Origin of the sequence: Ruegeria sp. HKCCSP346 (assembly GCF_017872595.1) — a bacterium.
Taxonomy (GTDB): domain Bacteria; phylum Pseudomonadota; class Alphaproteobacteria; order Rhodobacterales; family Rhodobacteraceae; genus Ruegeria.
This window is the reverse complement of record NZ_JAEDOT010000002.1, coordinates 153031-170012: the sequence shown is the minus strand read 5'-3', so window position 1 is coordinate 170012 and position 16982 is coordinate 153031. Positions and strand designations below refer to the sequence as shown.

General features: G+C 56.0%; 12 protein-coding genes and 1 pseudogene. 11 read left to right on the top strand and 2 right to left on the bottom strand.

Features of this window, described 5'->3' with window-relative positions:
* Positions 1-26: 26 nt before the first annotated feature.
* Positions 27-938, top strand: a complete 912-nt coding sequence (locus tag I9185_RS09365) for a PhzF family phenazine biosynthesis protein (RefSeq protein ID WP_210092886.1) — start codon at positions 27-29, stop codon at positions 936-938.
* Between the two features lie 177 nt (positions 939-1115).
* On the opposite strand, the gene I9185_RS09360 is transcribed toward I9185_RS09365, so the two are convergent.
* The gene (locus tag I9185_RS09360; protein ID WP_210092885.1) at positions 1116-2336 is read right to left on the bottom strand and encodes an adenylate/guanylate cyclase domain-containing protein; all 1221 of its coding nucleotides are present in this window, start codon (positions 2334-2336) and stop codon (positions 1116-1118) included.
* A gap of 349 nt (positions 2337-2685) precedes the next feature.
* Between I9185_RS09360 and I9185_RS09355 the strand changes: the two genes are divergently transcribed.
* From I9185_RS09355 to I9185_RS09315, 9 genes and pseudogenes are all read left to right on the top strand, one after another.
* Positions 2686-3711: a LacI family DNA-binding transcriptional regulator gene (locus I9185_RS09355; protein WP_171636022.1), complete on the top strand. Its 1026-nt coding sequence runs from the start codon at positions 2686-2688 to the stop codon at positions 3709-3711.
* A 94-nt stretch (positions 3712-3805) separates the two neighbouring features.
* Positions 3806-5110: a sugar ABC transporter substrate-binding protein gene (locus I9185_RS09350; protein ID WP_171636019.1), complete on the top strand. Its 1305-nt coding sequence runs from the start codon at positions 3806-3808 to the stop codon at positions 5108-5110.
* 109 nt (positions 5111-5219) lie between these two features.
* Positions 5220-6086: a sugar ABC transporter permease gene (locus I9185_RS09345; protein WP_171636017.1), complete on the top strand. Its 867-nt coding sequence runs from the start codon at positions 5220-5222 to the stop codon at positions 6084-6086.
* A gap of 12 nt (positions 6087-6098) precedes the next feature.
* Positions 6099-6929: a carbohydrate ABC transporter permease gene (locus tag I9185_RS09340; RefSeq protein WP_152460301.1), complete on the top strand. Its 831-nt coding sequence runs from the start codon at positions 6099-6101 to the stop codon at positions 6927-6929.
* Between the two features lie 12 nt (positions 6930-6941).
* Positions 6942-7946: an ABC transporter ATP-binding protein gene (locus tag I9185_RS09335; protein ID WP_152460302.1), complete on the top strand. Its 1005-nt coding sequence runs from the start codon at positions 6942-6944 to the stop codon at positions 7944-7946.
* Complete coding sequence (locus tag I9185_RS09330) at positions 7943-8716, top strand: L-iditol 2-dehydrogenase (RefSeq protein ID WP_171636015.1); 774 nt, start codon at positions 7943-7945, stop codon at positions 8714-8716. The genes I9185_RS09335 and I9185_RS09330 overlap by 4 nt, the downstream gene beginning before the upstream one ends.
* A complete protein-coding gene (locus I9185_RS09325; RefSeq protein WP_210092884.1) occupies positions 8716-10215 on the top strand; it encodes a mannitol dehydrogenase family protein in 1500 nt (499 codons plus the stop codon). The genes I9185_RS09330 and I9185_RS09325 overlap by 1 nt, the downstream gene beginning before the upstream one ends.
* 974 nt (positions 10216-11189) lie before the next feature.
* Entirely contained in the window at positions 11190-13619 is a 2430-nt protein-coding gene (locus I9185_RS09320) for a M10 family metallopeptidase C-terminal domain-containing protein (RefSeq protein ID WP_245223506.1), read from the top strand.
* A 153-nt stretch (positions 13620-13772) separates the two neighbouring features.
* Positions 13773-14731, top strand: a pseudogene (locus I9185_RS09315) (IS630 family transposase).
* A 308-nt stretch (positions 14732-15039) separates the two neighbouring features.
* On the opposite strand, the gene I9185_RS09310 reads toward I9185_RS09315, so the two are convergent.
* Positions 15040-15672 (bottom strand): GntR family transcriptional regulator, encoded by a 633-nt coding sequence (locus I9185_RS09310; protein WP_348539517.1) that lies wholly within the window; start codon positions 15670-15672, stop codon positions 15040-15042.
* Positions 15673-15860: 188 nt separating this feature from the next.
* Here I9185_RS09310 and I9185_RS09305 point away from each other — a divergent pair, with 188 nt between their 5' ends.
* Positions 15861-16862 (top strand): AbrB family transcriptional regulator, encoded by a 1002-nt coding sequence (locus tag I9185_RS09305; RefSeq protein WP_348539730.1) that lies wholly within the window; start codon positions 15861-15863, stop codon positions 16860-16862.
* Positions 16863-16982: the final 120 nt, after the last annotated feature.

Below are 16982 nucleotides of genomic sequence, written 5' to 3'. Positions count from 1 at the left end.
CGCGGCCTCATGTTTGGAGACGATCAATGAATACGCAAACAAACACTGCCAGGGATGTCACGGTTGAAATCGTGCACGGGTTTGTCGACGGTGGCACCGGAGGAAATCCCGCAGGCGTCGTTCTGGACGCTGATGATCTGAGCGCGCAAGATATGCAAACCGTGGCGGCAAGAGTTGGATTGTCCGAGACGGCGTTTGTCTCGCGGTCCAAGACGGAAGGCTTCAAGCTGGATTTCTTCACACCGAACCGGCGCATCGCTCATTGCGGTCATGCAACAATCGCCGCCTTCTCTCACCTTGATGCGTTGGGTCGGATCCCCAAGCCCGATACTTCAAAGGAAACAGTTGATGGCCCCAGGCGCATACTCATGAAAGACGGCGCCGCCTATATGGAACAATTGGCCCCACGCTACTCGGGTGCTCAGGAATGGATCGAAAATGGCGTGAAACTCGACGATGTGCTGAGCTCTCTCGGGGTCGACAAAACTGACCTAGATCAGAGGTTTGCTCCGGTTCTGGTCAACACCGGCAACAGCTTCATCGTCGTTGGTCTTTCGGATGCGGCGGGCTTTGCCAAAATCAGACCAGATTTGGCCAAAATCAAGCAAATCAGCGAGAAACTGGATCTGATTGGCTATTACGTATTCACGAATGACCCTTCAATCAGCAGCCGGGACGCCACAACCCGTATGTTCGCACCCAGATACGCGATAGATGAAGAAGCCGCCACTGGGATGGCGGCCGGGCCACTTGCATGCGTGTTGCACGATTTCGGCGGCACGTCTCAGCGATCATTTGAAATCGAACAGGGGGTGTTTATGAACCCGGCAAGCCCGAGCCTGATAAAGGTCGATCTGGATATCGAGAATGGCGCAATCACGGGCCTCATGGCGGGTGGTTACGGAAAAGCCATGACCTCGGCACGGATTGCTTTGTGACGCGAAAAGGCCAGGTGTGTCCGCAGCATCAGCTTCGGATGCGCCCAGGTCCTTGAGCGCGAATACATTTTCGTCCAAGGGTCCTGCGACGGCACCTTAATCAGCGCAGTGCGCGGCCTCGTCGCCCGCAGCCCAATTCGAATTCGGCATTGCGGACAATGTAGAAGCTTGCGATTCTCAATCCATGTTGTCCGGATCCATGTGGCGATCCGGTATGGGGCTGGCTTGAGGCTCCTTTTCGACGAGAGAGTACAACTCGATGGATTCGGCAAGCCCTCGAACTTCGTGAAACCCACAAGCTGAGAACAGTTCAGGCGAAGCAGCGGCAACGGCTGACGTCGCCAGAACTCTGTGGCCCAGGGATTTCGTCAACCCCTCAATACGGCTTGCGAGGTTGACCGCTCTGCCCAGAACAGTGAAATCCAGCCTGCCGGGACTGCCGATGTTGCCATAGCTGACCTGCCCGACATTGATCCCGATGCCTATGTCCAACGGCGGCTTTTGAGCCTCATCGCGGCGATGGTTGAGTGCGGCCAAACCGGTCAAAACACTTTGAGCGGCCTGTGCTGCCCTTTTGCATTGGGCGTTCAAACCTTCCTGTGTCTCGACAGTGAATATCGACAGAATGCCGTCGCCCATGAACTTGAGAATGTCGCCGCCATTCTCTTCGACAGACTGCACGACCAGATCAAAATATCCACTCAACATGTCGAAAACGTCTTCTTCGGATGCCCTGTCTGAAAGAGCGGTGAAACCGCGCAGGTCAGAGAACATGACAACTGCGTCAAGGGTTGTGCGTTCCCCTCGCTTGATCCGCCCGTTCCACACAGCATCAGAGGGCCCATCGCCAAGATAGGTTCTCAGAAGACCTTTGGACGACTTGCGCATGGTGACAGGTTCAAGAGCAGAGGACAGAGCGGGCAATGCACCCTCAATCATTTTCAGATGCCGGGGCGAGAAGCCTTCTGGCGACCGGGTGACAAAAGTGCAGCCGTGCAGCGATCCGTCTCCGTAATAAAGCAGCGTAGCATAGTAATCGGTGCCACCCAACTCAGCGAATTCAAGATATGATAAGTGCTCGGTCTTGGGATCCAATTGCCGCAGACTTTTGTGAAGTGGCTTACGGTGTTCAAGAATGTATTCGAATGAACTGCCGACATACCCATCCGTCAGCATGGTCTCATGTGTCACGTCATAGCTTTCGGTGCCATCCGGTGTCCAGACGATCCCCCATGCGATGAGCAGCGGATTGGCGAAACGCTGACCGATATTGACCCGCCAGAGCGGCACACCCGCCTCGATCAGAGACGAACAGAAATATGACACAACTTTTTCCGGGTCATCCGAACGACGCCCCTCGGCAATCATCCAATTGGTCAGTTGGGCAATAGCATCCATAGTTTAAAACCAATCGCTTAGATAAGATCGTCAAGAATTTGGGTTTAGTGTTCGATCATAATATTCTAGCCTTTTTCTTACCCCGTCCAAGCCTGCTGTTCAGTCCACAGTTCTCGGCCGTAAGCGCCGGCCAAGCTACACACAGACCTTCCTGGATACGTTTCGCCAGCCTTGTCATCAATTTGAATGAATCTTGCCAAAAGGGCGGCGTCGCTCTCGAAATCCCTTTGAACGTCTTGTCGCGGGCTGGTTGCGTGAGGCCGCTCTGGCTATTGATTTATTAGCGCGCGCAAAGAATATGTAAATCTATGATAAGTTCACGACGAACAATACCAGCAGGCAGACCGGCATGACCAAGATAAAGAACATGGAAGAGTTTGCAGCGCTCAGCGGCATCTCGCGCCCTACGGTTTCCAAGTACTTTCACGATCCCGACAGCGTTCGCCCCACGACGCGGGCCCGAATCGAAGAGGCGCTGGAACGGTTCGACTATCGCCCCAACATTTACGCGGTGAACCAGAACCGGAAGCTTACCAAGAATATCGGAATCGTCGTGCCCTATCTGGCGGACCCGTTCTTTGTCGAGATTGCACGCTATCTGGAACAAAGTTGCATTGCGGCAGGTTATCGGCCGTCCCTGTTCAGCTCTCATGGCGAGCAGAAGCTGGAGAACGAAATTCTGGACGGCTTGCAATCGATGAAACCCGCCGGTGTTCTTTTGGCCCCTTTGGGCCGAATTTCGGACAGATCTGCGATCGAGAAATTCTGTGCCAATGTGCCGACCGTTCTGTTCGACAGCAATCTTGATGGTCTGGGAGCAGCCTTTGTCGGATCGGATAACTTTAGCTTTGTGTCGCAAACCGTCGAATACATGACCCGCACTGGTGAACCCCCGTCCTTCTTCGAAATGCGAACACCCGCGAACCCCAATGCCAACAAACGGCGCAAGGCGTATGTCGAAATCATGGAGCGCCTCGGACATGAGCCGCATATTCTCAAGGTTGATGGCAAAGGTTGGGCGTTTGAAGAAATTGGACACAGAGGCACGATGAAGATCTTGGAGGAAGGTCAATTGAGGACGAACTCGGTTCTGTGTAGCAATGACCGGCTTGCCATCGGCTTTCTTGCCGCTTGCTACGAACAGGGGATTCGGGTCGGTCGGAAAGAGGATTGTACGTTGCGTGTAGCTTCGAATGATGGGCACCCGTTCGCAAAATTTACATGTCCATCCCTGACAACGGCAGCGCATGACTATGATAATGTAGCGGCGCGCAGTGTTGAAACCCTGTTCCAACTCATTGAAAGTGGAGGGGAACTTCAGGCGCGATCGGAAACGCTATTCCCCGCACGACTGGTTTTGAGGGATTCTGCGTAGCTTCATTTTTTAACGCGCGTAAAGTTTTTATTGACGCCGCGACAAATTACGCACTACTTTCCGAGTACGGCATCCAAGCTCAGGGAGGACAAGGATGTATTTGAAGAATGCACTTCGTGCGGCGACGGCATTGACCTTTGTCGCAACGGCCGCGGCCCATGCAGAAACGATCACGATCGCAACCGTCAATAATGGCGACATGATCCGGATGCAGGGCTATACCGACAACTTCACCGAGGCGACTGGTATCGACGTGGAATGGGTGACGCTGGAGGAAAACGTCCTGCGTCAGCGTGTTACCACCGACATCACCACCAAGGGCGGTCAGTTCGATATCATGACCATCGGCATGTACGAAACGCCGATCTGGGGCGCAAATGGCTGGTTGGTTCCTTTGGATGGGCTGTCTGAGGAATATGATGTCGGCGACCTGCTTCCTGCGATGGCGGGTGGCCTGAGCCATGACGGCACGCTGTATGCAGCACCGTTCTATGGCGAAAGCTCGATGATCATGTATCGCACCGACCTGATGGAAAAGGCCGGGATGGAGATGCCTGAGGCGCCAACATGGCAGTTCATCCGCGAGGCGGCGGCTGCGATGACGGACCGTGACAACGACATCAACGGCATCTGCCTGCGCGGCAAGGCGGGCTGGGGTGAAGGCGGTGCCTTTATCACTGTAACCGCGAATTCCTTTGGTGCACGATGGTTTGATGAAGATTGGACACCTCAGTTTGATCAGCCCGAATGGAAAGAGGCGCTGACCTTTTTTGTCGACATGATGAATGAATCCGGCCCTGCCGGTTACGCGACCAACGGCTTCAACGAAAACCTTTCGCTGTTCCAGCAGGGCAAGTGCGGAATGTGGATCGACGCCACTGTTGCGGCTTCCTTTGTGACAAATCCGGATGATTCAACTGTCGCGGACAAGGTCGGGTTTGCTCTGGCACCAAATTCGGAAGGCGTCGACAAGCGCGCCAACTGGCTGTGGGCCTGGGCACTGGCCATTCCGGCGGGAACCCAGAAAGAGGATGCAGCCAAGCAGTTCATCGAATGGGCGACCTCAAAGGATTACATCGAACTGGTGGCGGAAAACGAAGGTTGGGCCAATGTCCCTCCGGGCGCGCGCACCTCGCTTTATGAGAACGCGAACTACAAGGACATTCCGTTCGCCAAGATGACGCTCGAGTCGATCCTGTTGGCCGACCCGCAGAACTGCTGTGCCAAGCCAACACCCTATACTGGCATCCAGTTCGTTGCGATCCCGGAATTCGCGGGCATTGCCACACAGGTCAGTCAGGAATTCTCGGCGGTTTATGCCGGACAACAGACTGTAGATGAAGCGCTTGAAAAGGCGCAGGCCTTTACGGCTGAAGAAATGGAAGCCGCAGGGTACTGAGGCATCCCTCCCAGTAGGGGACAGGTGATCTGTCCCCTGCTCTCTCCACTTCCACAACTCGCGTTTTTCTCGCAGGCTGAGTTACGCCTGAACAGAGAGGGTTTGCGTAATGGCTACTCAACACTCCCGATCCGTTGCTCGCCTGATGATGGCACCCGCAGTGGTCCTGCTGCTTGGCTGGATGCTCGTGCCATTGACGATGACGCTGTACTTTTCTTTCAAAAAATATCTGCCTCTGCGCGGGGGTGATCTGGGCTGGGTCGGGTTCGACAACTACGTCCGCTTTGTCTCGTCCAGTACATTCTGGCCCGCGGTGCAGGCAACACTGGTCATTGTTGGCGGTGTTCTGATCATAACCGTCATTCTCGGAATTCTGCTCGCCATGCTGCTGGATCAGCCGATGTGGGGGCAAGGCATTGTCCGTATCCTTGTCATCGCGCCGTTCTTCGTGATGCCCACCGTGTCTGCGCTGGTGTGGAAGAATATGTTCATGGACCCGGTCAATGGTTTGCTGGCCCATCTGTGGCGTTTTTTCGGGGCCGAGCCGATCTCGTGGTTGTCCGAGGCGTCGATGACCTCGATCATCATGATCGTTTCGTGGCAATGGCTGCCCTTTGCAACACTGATCCTGTTGACCGCAATTCAGTCGCTGGACAGCGAGCAACTGGAAGCAGCCGAAATGGATGGCGCACCGGTTCTGAAGCGCTTCTACCACATCATTCTGCCGCATCTGAGCCGCGCGATCACCATCGTAATCCTGATCCAGACAATATTCCTGTTGTCGATCTTCGCCGAGATCTTCGTGACCACCGGCGGCGCATTCGGTACCCGTACACTCACCTACCTGATCTTCCAGCGCGTGCTGGAGAGCCAGAATGTTGGTCTCGGATCAGCCGGAGGTGTCTACGCAATCATCCTTGCCAATATCGTTGCGATCTTCCTGATGCGCATCGTCGGCAAGAACCTGGACGCGTGAGGAGGAAAACCCATGGCCCGCGCTGTCACATCCCGACGCAAATCGCTGAACACCGCCCTTGCCTGGGCCGTGGGACTGCTGATTTTCTTCCCGATCCTCTGGACGATCCTGACCAGCTTCAAAACCGAAGCGCAGGCCATTGCCAGCCCTCCGTTGTTCCTAAACTTTGACTGGACGCTGGAAAACTACGCCATCGTGCAGGAACGCTCGGACTATATGCGGTTTCTGTGGAATTCGGTGATCATCGCCGGTGGGTCGACCATGCTGGGCGTGATCATCGCCGTGCCCGCCGCCTGGGCGATGGCGTTTGTTCCGTCCAAACGAACCAAGGACATCCTGTTGTGGATGCTGTCCACCAAGATGTTGCCGGCCGTAGGTGTGCTGTACCCGATCTACTTGCTGTTCATCCAACTGGGCCTTCTGGATACGCGCGGAGGGTTGGTCGTGGTGCTGATGCTGATCAACCTGCCGATCATCGTCTGGATGCTTTACACCTATTTCCGCGAAATTCCGGGTGAAATTCTGGAAGCCGCACGGATGGATGGGGCGACGCTGAAAGAGGAAATCCTCTATGTCCTAACCCCCATGGCCATTCCCGGCATCGCTTCGACCGTCCTGCTGAACTTTATCCTTGCGTGGAACGAGGCATTCTGGACCCTCAATCTGACCGCTGTTGACGCGGCACCGCTCACGGCCTTCATCGCCAGCTATTCCAGCCCCGAGGGCCTGTTCTTTGCCAAGCTCAGCGCGGCCTCGACCATGGCAATTGCACCCATCCTGATCCTTGGCTGGTTCAGCCAGAAACAACTTGTCCGCGGCCTGACCTTCGGCGCTGTGAAATAAGGAGCATTCCTCATGGGACGCATACAACTCAAGTCCGTGACCAAAAGCTTCGGCGACGTTCAGGTCATCCCTCCGCTGGACCTGACCATCGAAGATGGCGAGTTCACCGTTTTCGTCGGCCCTTCGGGCTGTGGCAAATCCACGCTGCTGCGCCTGATCGCCGGGTTGGAAGACATCACCAGTGGCCACATAGAAATCGATGGAGCAGACGCAACAGACGTGCCACCCGCCAAGCGGGGGCTGGCAATGGTGTTCCAGTCCTATGCGCTTTACCCGCATATGACCGTTCGCAAGAACATCGCATTTCCGCTGCGCATGGCGAAACTGGATCAGGCTGAAATCGACAAGCGGGTTGAGGGCGCGGCCAGTGTCCTGAACCTGACCGATTACCTGGATCGCCGCCCGGGCCAGTTGTCCGGTGGTCAACGCCAGCGCGTCGCCATTGGTAGGGCTATCGTTCGTGAGCCAGCCGCGTTCCTGTTCGATGAACCCCTTTCAAACCTCGACGCAGCGTTGCGGGTGGGCATGCGGTTGGAGATCAGCGAGCTGCATGAACGCCTCGCGACAACGATGATCTACGTCACCCACGATCAGGTCGAAGCCATGACCATGGCGGACAAGATCGTTGTGCTCCAGGCTGGCGTGATCGAACAGGTTGGCAGCCCGCTGGAACTGTACCGAACGCCACGCAACCTGTTTGTTGCAGGATTCATTGGTTCGCCCAAGATGAACTTCATCGAAGGGCCCGAAGCGGCAAAGCATGGCGCACAAACGATCGGCATTCGACCGGAACACATCGCGGTGTCGGACTCCGAAGGAGAATGGTCCGGGCGCGTCAGCGTCTCTGAACATCTTGGTTCGGACACGTTTTTCCACGTCCACGACACCGGATTGGCCGAGACAATCACTGTTCGTGCCGATGGCGAGGTTGGTTTCCGCCATGGGGATCGCATTCATCTGACCCCACGCGCCGATGTGATCCACAGATTTGACGCAGACGGTCTGCGGATCGAATGAAACGTCTGACGGGCAAAACCGCCCTGATCACAGGGGCTGCGCGGGGCATTGGATTGGCATTTGCCAAGGCCTATGTGGCAGAGGGCGCGCGGGTCGCAGTTGCCGACATCGACATCCAGCGCGCACAGGACGCGGTCGCTGAAATTGGCGCGGCGGCTTTCGCTGTCGAAATGGACGTGACCGACCAGCAAAGCATCGATAGGGCCATAGCAAAAACCGCGACGCAATTCGGCCCAATCGACATTCTGATCAACAACGCGGCCATCTTCACCGCCGCACCAATCGTCGAGATCGAGCGCGCCGACTACAATCGCGTTTTTGACATCAACGTCGCGGGCGCGCTGTTTACGATGCAGGCCGTCGCCAAACATATGATCGAGCACGGAACCAAAGGCCAAATTATCAATATGGCCTCGCAGGCCGGGCGAAGGGGTGAACCTTTGGTCGCTGTCTACTGCGCCAGCAAGGCGGCGATCATATCCCTGACCCAATCGGCGGGGCTGGACCTGATTTCTCATGGGATCAACGTAAATGCGATTGCCCCTGGTGTCGTCGATGGCGAACACTGGGATGGTGTGGACGCCTTTTTTGCAAAACACGAAGGCAAGCCCCTTGGCCAGAAGAAGCGTGAAGTGGCGGCGGCTGTTCCATATGGCCGCATGGGGCGCGCGGAAGACCTGACAGGCATGGCGGTTTTTCTGGCCTCTGATGAGGCCAGGTACATCGTCGCGCAGACTTACAACGTCGACGGCGGAAATTGGATGAGCTGATGGACCCTGTGGCGAACGCAAAAACCCCTGCACGGCTGCGGCAAGAGAGTCTGTCCAAGCTGCCAACCACCGTGAAGACCCCGATGTACGAACGTTCGGATCTGACGCCGGGCATCGTTCATATTGGATTGGGTAATTTCCATCGCGCGCATCAGGCCTGGTATGTTCACAAGCTCATGCAGCAGGGGCTGGCCCATGACTGGGCAATCGTCGGAGCGGGTGTGCGAAGCTATGACGCTGTCATGCGAGAACGATTGCTGGCGCAGGATTGCCTCACAACGCTGATCGAGTTAGGGCCAAACGGAATGTCCGCCGAGGTTGTTGGCCCGATGATCGACTACCTGCCGATCGAGGAAAACAACGCTGCCCTCATCCACGCGATGGCAGATCCGGCCACCCGGATCGTTTCGCTGACTGTTACCGAGGGGGGTTATTTTCTGGATGCCAACAGCGGAGCATTCGATTTCGATCACGCAGTTATCCGTCATGACGCAGAAAACCCCAATCAGCCCCGTACGGCTTTCGGTGCGATGGTTGCGGCGCTCAGACGACGGCGCGCCGATGGGTTGACCCCGTTCACGGCGCTCAGCTGCGACAATCTTCAGGGCAACGGAACGATTTTGCGAAACTGTGTTGTGGAATTGGCGCGCATGTCCGACTCGGAACTGGCCGACTGGATCGACAGGCATGGCGCGTTTCCCAACTCGATGGTGGATTGCATCGTACCAGCGACCACCGACCAATTGGTATCGCAATGCCGCGCCCTTGGCGTCGATGACAGAGCGCCCGTCTCGCATGAGAACTTTCGCCAATGGGTCATCGAGGATGCCTTCTGCGCCGGGCGACCGCCCCTCGAAAACGTCGGAGCAATACTGACCAACAACGTCCATGGTTACGAGACCATGAAGTTGCGCATTTTGAACGGAGGTCATCAACTGTTGGCGAATGTCGGAGAAATACTGAGTGTTTCGACGATTGCCGACTGCATGAAGGACCCGGACATCGTGGCGTTTTTTCGAAAAGTGCAGGTCGAAGAAATCCTTCCGCATGTCGAAGCGGTTCCCGAAACCACTGCAAATGAGTACCTTGAGTTGATCGAGAGCCGATTTGCAAACACGGCGATTCACGACACCACACGCAGGGTTGCATTCGACGGATCGGCAAGACATCCCGGATTTTTGCTACCGTCGCTCCGCGATGCATTTGCATCAGGGTCTTCTGCAAACGGGCTCGCTCTCGCCGAAGCGTTCTGGTGCCGGATGTGTGCGGGTATTCGTGAGGATGGCTCCGAGATCACTCCCAATGATCCCCAGTGGGAAGGCCTGAACAGCACCGCAAAAGCGTCCAAAACTGATCCTGAGCTTTGGCTGGAACAGGGGTTCTACAGCGGTGACTTTGGGATCAGTACACAGTTTTCCAACGCCTTTGCCCGCTGGCTGACCCTGATATGGCAGCGTGGCAGCCGGGCCGCCATTGCTGAGTATGTCGCGAACGGTTAACGTAACAGATCATTCACGAGGCTCAGTTCGCTCGGTGCCTATGCGGTCCGGTATTCGCTCGGTGCCTATGCGGTCCGGTATCTGGCCCTTGGAGCTTTGTCTGACGTTGGCGCAAATAGGGCCTGCAATCTGCCGAAAATGGCATGGATGTTACCCTCGGCGGTTCTGACCGGTTCACCGCCTTGGGCAAATCCCCACTACAGAGTCCATGGAATAAGCGAAAGCTTGCCACCGGATCAAAAGCTTCGAGAACGGGTCCAAAAAAATTAAAAAATATTTGGCAGAATGCCTAAACCCTAAACGGCCGCAGATGCCCGGTTCAGCCAAGGAACACGGGTTTCTGTTGCACTTATGAGACGGTTCTGCCGTTGAAAGAAAGTGTCATTTGAAACATGGTGCACCTGCTGTTTCAAAAAGATCGGTGCATAGTAGTTTGTCATAAAAAGAACAATTTGAGCGTGCATCCGAGTGCAATCTAATCTTCCGAGGTACAGGGCTGAGCAATGGCAACTACGACTATAATACCAAGACCTTCCGCTTCTTCGCCGCTCAGTCCAATACAAGGTTATGTTGCCTACGTTGACGGCAATCCTTCGACCACCACAATTTCTTATCACTTCGAACAATACGCGGGCACACAAGCGTGGACTGCGGAATACAAGGCGGAATTCCGAGCGGCTCTTTCTGCCATCGAGGCCGTCGCAAATGTGACTTTTGTCGAATCCGGCAGCGCTTCCGCCGACTTGGTGGAAGTTATTGCGCCCACAAGTTTTTTTTCAAATCCCAGAACGCTTGGCTACCACTATACGCCATCAAGTGGTCCCTCCGCAGGCGCTTTCAACACCGCTTACTGGACTGCCGGAACAAATGGAAACGGCGATCCGGGCGGGTTTTTCTTTACTACGTTGCTTCATGAGTTGGGTCACGCGCTTGGGTTGGGTCACCCCCACGACACCGGTTTGGGTACAACCGTGATGAATGGCGTCACATCGCCATTTGACTCTTTCGGGGCCGGCAGCCTGAATCAGGGTGTCTACACGGTGATGTCGTATAATGATGGCTGGACCGAAAAGAACGGAATTCTCTCTGTTAACGCGACTTATGGTGGTTCAACGGGTCTTGGCGCTTTGGACATTGCTGCGCTGCAGGCGATGTATGGCGCCAATACCAGCCACAACTCTGCCAACAATACCTACACGCTTCCTTGGGCAAACGTCGCGGGTACCGGCTATCAGTCTATTTGGGATACTGGTGGAAACGATACCATCCAGCATGTCGGCAGTTCGAAGGCGCGGATCGACTTGCGGGCCGCAACACTGGATTATTCCGAGACCGGCGGCGGCGTAGTGTCTTACGCAGAGGGTATAAAGGGCGGCTTTACAATCGCGCATGGCGTTGTGATTGAAAACGCGATCGGTGGGACCGGTGACGACGTGATCGTCGGGAATGCCGCTCAGAACGTTCTGAATGGCAACCATGGTCACGACAAAATCTATTCAGTGTCCGACGGAACCAACAACAACACCGTTTATGGCGGTTTGGGGAACGACACCATTTATCTGGCGAACGGTTCCGGTGCAGACCAGGTTTTCGGCGGCCAGGGCGACGATTGGGCCATTGTGACCAACAATGCCGGCTCGTTTTCCGGAGGAAGCGGTACTGACACAGTCCGATTTGTCAGCGCCATCAGCAGCTATCTGTTCATTAAAAACGGCACGAAATACGAATTTGTCGATGCCGTTTCACGTATCACCTTCACGGTGGAAGATGACGTCGAGGCCATTCAGTTCCAGAATGGATCACAGGCGTATACTCGTTCGAATATCGAAGCTGCCATGCAGCTTTCGGATATCGAGACGACCGGCACCACACTGAAACATGCAAGTCAGGGCATTTACGTTCTGGATGCAGGCAGCTCGAACGTGACGCTGGTATTTAATGGTCAGGCTGTTGGTCAAAACACGATCGCCGGCTGGCAGGCCATTCACGCCGAGGCTTCGGGCGGCGGTTACAAAGTGCTGTGGAAAAACGTGGATGGGACGTACGGGGAATGGACCGTAAATGCCAATGGTCAGTTCCTCAGCAGCAGCAGCATCAGCAACGTGGCTGATGTTGAGACCTTCTATGGCGCTGATTTGAACAATGACGGGCTGACGGGGCATGGTACGGTCACGGTTGAAACCAACGGCTCCACGACGCTCGTTTCGTCAAGCCTGGGTTCGTATTTGATTGACGGCACCATTGAACTGACCCTCAACGGTGCCAAAGCCGGCCCGGGCAGTATTCCCGGCTGGCAGGCCATTCAGGCCGAGGCTTCGGGCGGCGGTTACAAAGTGCTGTGGAAAAACGTGGATGGCACGTTTGGGGAATGGGTGACGGATGCCAGTGGTCGTTTTGTCAGCAGCCGCATCATAGACGACGTTAGGGATGTCGAGGTCTTCTATGGCGCAAATCTGAACAATGATGGGCAAATCGGCCATATCACGACCAGCATCGAATCCAACGGTTCCACGACGCTGGGGTCGTCAACCAATGGCGCATATGTAATCGGCGGCAGCATCGACTTGACGCTCAACCAGGTTAATGCCGGTCCTGGCAGCTTCGCGGGCTGGCAGGCCATTCAGGCCGAGGCATCCGGTGGCGGCTATCGGGTGTTGTGGAAGAACTCGGACGGGTCCTACGGTGAATGGACGACGAATGCGGCCGGTGAATTCCAGAGCAGCACAACAATCAGCAATGTTGCGGATGTAGAGGTCTTTTATGGCGTTGACCTGAACAATGACGGGCTGACGGGGCATGGAACAATCAGCATTGAATCCAGCGGCGCGACAACGCTGGGGGCGACAACCCAAGGTGAATATCTGCTTGGCGGCACCACCAACTTGACGTTCAACAACGCCACCGTCGGACCGAACAGCTTCTCCGGCTGGCAGGCCATTCACGCCGAGGCTTCAGGTGGCGGCTACCGGGTGCTGTGGAAGAATGCGGATGGGTCCTACGGTGAATGGGTCACGGATTCCAATGGTGTGTTTGTCAGCTCCAACACCGTCGCTGACGTGGTGGCGGTCGAATCCTTCTATGGCTTTGATATCGATGGCAGTGGAACTCTGGGGTTCCAATTGCCCAAGCTCGCTCGGCTTTCGGAAGGCGATCAGAAAGAAGTATTGGGAGAGACCGATTGGGATGAAACGGTCGATTATCTGAAGTTCGCCCCTGATCTTGAGGCGCCCGAAGACGCAGAAGACGTCTACACGCTGGTGAGCTTGCATCAGGCTCAGGACACGGCGTTTTCCGTTTCCGAAGACGCATTGGCCGCCGTGCCGAGTGGCAATGTGGACGTCGAGGGTGACGAGATCAGCCCGGCACTGATGCCCCTTTTGGAAGAAGACAGCTTTTGGATATAGATGTGCATTGGCGCTGGAGGCGGCCCGTTCTGTCAAACTGACGGTGCAGTTTCTGGCGTAGTTCGCTGCCTAAAGCGTCCGACGCAAAACCTGAATCGTGAGGGATTCCCAAAAGCGCTGATTTGTGATTCATCCTTTTTGGGAGGATGGATCATGTCAGCACCTTTACCGAATGCGCTGCGGGCTCGGTTTCAGAAGTTGGTTGAAGAAGGGTTAAGTGGTCGCGCGGCGGCGTTGCGCTTGAAGCTCTCGCCTGCCTCCGGGGCACGTTGGGGTCTTGCGATCCGACGAACTGGACAAGCCAGAGCTGCGCTTCAGGGTCGTCCGCGCGGCAAGGGTAAGCTTGATCCGCATCGCACCTTTCTGATCGAACTGATTGACCAGGACGGCGATATGACCATGCCCGAACTGGCCGGTGCGCTGGCGGATGCGACTGGCGTTCAGGCGCACCCCGATGCAATTGGCCGGTTCCTTCGTAAGCTGGGCTTCACGCACAAAAAAAGACATTGGTCGCGACGGAGCGACGCCGCGCAAGGGTAAGAAAGCAGCGCGACCATTGGTTCAAACACCGCCTGCCAGCCGTGTCGGCCCGACCGGATCACGTTGTCTTTATTGACGAGACCTCTGTCAAAACCAATCTGACCCGCCAGCGTGGCTGGTCTCAGAGAGGCGAGCGGCTGGTCATGGATGCGCCCTTTGGGTCATGGGGCACACAGACCTTCATCGCAGGCCTCAGCGCCGACGCGCTGATTGCACCTTGGGTCATCAAGGGCGCAATGGATGGCGAAGCTTTTGCGGCCTACGTCGAGCAGGTGCTGGTACCGGAACTGGAGCCAGGCACCGTTGTCATTCTGGACAACCTTGCCACGCACAAGAATGCCGCCGCTGCCAAAGCCATGCGCAACGCCGGATGCTGGTTCCAGTTCCTGCCGCCCTACAGCCCCGATCTCAACCCCATCGAGATGGCGTTTTCGAAACTCAAAGCGCACCTGCGCAGGATCGGGGCGTGAACATTCACCGACATGTTCCACGCTCTCACGGAAATCTGTGACCTCTTCTCACCCGAAGAGTGTTGGAACTACTTCAAGGCTGCCGGATATGCCTCAGGTTAAAGGTCGAGTGCTTTAGGCTTGCGATTTCGATCAGTACCCCGGCCTTCCGGGCCCGCGTTGTCAGCTCTGTCGAACCTAACAGCTGGACGAAAGCAAAAACGCCAGCCCAAGCTGACGGGTCGCCAGGAATTGGGTCGGGCTTTTGCCAGAGCGGAGCCGCGGCAACACACCCTGCCGCCAGCAAGGCAGCACCGGAGTTTCCAGGCGGGTCTGGCAACGTCCAAAACCCATAGGGTGCCGAGCGAACTGCCGCCATCGATCACGGTGATATTCCAGGCAACGTTTCTAGGAGGAATAATCCGTTGGTCCTATTGGTCCTGATCGGCTGTGCGGTCGCGCTCCTGAAGGGCGCGAATGCGCATCCTCTGGCCGGCTTGAATATGTGCTCGCATTTCCATCTCGGCGGCAGCACTATCACGCGACTTGAGGGCTGCCATAATGCGCCTGTGTTCCGCGACTGCGGCATCCGCCCGTTCATTGTCCAACAGTTGCGACGGTCCGAGTATCAGCAGCGCTTTTTGCAATGAAAGCATGGATTTCGCCAGAAACCGGTTTTTGGCCACATCCAACAGGGTGGCGTGAAATACCCTGTTGATCCGGGCGGCCTCTGGCCCCGTACCTGCCTGGGCAAGTTGGTCGTTCAGAACCTCAAGTTCGTCCAATTCGATATCTGACGCGGCTCGGGCCGCCAGACGGGCCGCAGTGCCTTCAAGCACGGCACGCATCTCATAAAGCTCCATTACTTCGGCATAACTCAGGCTTCGGACCGTTGCGCCCTGCCTTGGCACATGCGTGACAAGCCCATCCGTCTCGAGCTGTCGGATCGCTTCGCGCACAGGAGTTCGGCTGACGCCCAACCGATTGGACTGGTCAATCTCTCTCAAGCGATCGCCGGGCAAAAGCGCCCCTTCGCGAATCTCGTCCAGCAACCGTTGATACACGGAATTGCCTTGGGGGCCTGGCTGAATTGAGTCGTCCTGAAAGGTCATCATGTTCTTGCTTGCACTTTGTATCCAAAGGAATACAGTTGAACACATTACGGGTCAATGGCAATGGAATTCAGGTTTTGCTCATCTTGAAGAACCACCCTTCCCCCCTTGTAAAAAGGTCGGTGACGTTTGGAATTGCAGTGCTTGGCACAGCGGTCTTTTGGGTGTTGGACCTGCCGCTGCCGTTCTTGTTCGGCCCCATGGCAGCTTGCCTGATCGCCGCGCTTGCCCAGGCGCCAATGCAAGGGTTTGGGCAGATTTCCGTTGCCGCCAGAACGATTCTGGGCGTAGCAGTCGGTGCCTCGATCACGCCGGCACTTTTTGTCGAACTACCCAAGATGGCCACATCGATCATGCTGGTTCCCGTCTTCATAATCCTGATTGCTTTTGTTGGTGTGCCGTTTTTTCGAAAAATCTGGGGATTTGACGAAAAAACCGCATTTTACGCAGCGATGCCGGGCGGTTTGCAGGACATGATCATTTTCGGCGCCGAAGCCGGAGCCGACCCAAGAACCCTTTCCCTGATCCACGGTACGCGCGTGTTGATCATTGTCACTTTGGCGCCGTTGTTCCTGACGCTTTTCTACGATGCGGAACTCACCAATCCCATAGGACAGCCGGCTCGTGAGCTTCCTGTTCATGAACTGCTGCTGATGGTTCTGGCGGCTTTCATCGGCTGGAAAGGCGGAGAGAGAATAGGGCTTTTCGGCGCATCCATCCTTGGGCCGATGATCCTAACGGCGGCTTTGTCGTTGGGGGATTTCATTCATTCTCGCCCGCCGCGCGAAGCCGTGCTGGTCGCGCAGTTTTTCATCGGTTGCGCGATTGGAGAAAAATTTGTTGGCGTAACCTGGGGGGAGCTGCGCCGGGTTGTCGCTGCGGGCGTTGCATATGTTTTCGTACTTGCAGTTCTGGCAGCAGGTTTCACTGCCATTGTCACGTCTCTTGGTTTGGGGCGGCCCGTCGAAGCCTTTCTGGCTTTCGCACCGGGGGGGCAGGCCGAAATGACGGTTCTGGCCATCGTCTCGGGCGCTGATCTGGGCTTTGTAATCAGCCATCACCTGACGCGGATCGTGCTGGTCATCATCGGCGCGCCCGTCGCCGCTAACCTGATCTTGCGCTGCTCCAGACCTCGGAATTAGCCAGGTGTTTTGGGCCGCGACCGCGTAGTTTCCGCGCGCCGGAAGCACCGCGTTCAAAGGTTGAAACATTCTTTGTGGCATTGGCCAAAAAGTGCTTCTTCCATCCCGCTGTCTGCGGTT